1 protein-coding gene is annotated in these 813 nt (G+C 66.4%); it reads left to right on the top strand.

Annotated elements, in window-relative coordinates; translation table 11 throughout:
- Positions 1-90: 90 nt before the first annotated feature.
- Positions 91-813 (top strand): N-acetylglucosamine-6-phosphate deacetylase (locus HLUSI_RS0109145; protein ID WP_016833681.1); only part of this gene is annotated, 723 nt, incomplete at its 3' end.

Below are 813 nucleotides of genomic sequence, written 5' to 3'. Positions count from 1 at the left end.
CCCCCCTGGCCGATGCGGCCGACGGCGCCTTGCTGCTGGCGCGCCGCGCCTTATCGTCAAGTCTGACTATTTGAAAACGGAGATAAGCCCATGTCCTCCTCTTCCTCCTCTTCCTCTTCCATCACCCAGGTCCGCGGCAACGTCCTCACGCCCCACGGCTGGATCGACGGCGCCATCAGTTTCGGCGACCTGATCTGCAACATCGACGGCTCGCCGCTGGAGTTCGAACCGGCCGACGGCACGCCGCACGCCAACAACGGCGACTACGTCCTGCCCGGCTTCATCGACCTGCATGTGCACGGCGGCGGCGGCAAGGATGTGATGGAAGGCGGCGACGCCATCGACGTCATCGCGCGCCTGCATGCGCGCTACGGCACCACCAGCCTGCTCGCCACCACCATGACCGCGCCGCTGGACGAGCTGGAAGCCGCACTCAAGGCCATCGGCAGCGCCAGCCGCAGGCGCGAACCAGGCAGCGGCCGCGCGCGCATCCTCGGCGTGCATCTCGAAGGTCCGTACATCAATCCCGGCAAGCTCGGCGCGCAACCCGACTTCGCCATCGAAGCCACACTGGAACAGGTCGACTGGCTGGCCAGCTTCGCGCCGATCAAGCTGATCACCATTGCGCCCGAAGTCGACGGCCACCTGGAGCTGGTGCGCATCCTGACCACCGGCGGCATGCTGGTGCAGATCGGCCATACGCTGGGTACTTACGAAGATGGCGTGGCCGCACTGAAGAACGGCGCCGCCGGCTTCACGCATCTTTTCAACGCCATGAGCGGTTTCCACCACCGCGAACCGGGCATGGCCGGC

Source organism: Herbaspirillum lusitanum P6-12, assembly GCF_000256565.1.
GTDB classification, from domain to species: domain Bacteria; phylum Pseudomonadota; class Gammaproteobacteria; order Burkholderiales; family Burkholderiaceae_D; genus Herbaspirillum; species Herbaspirillum lusitanum.
Note: the sequence above shows the minus strand (reverse complement) of the source record. Positions and strands in the feature narration are given on the sequence as shown.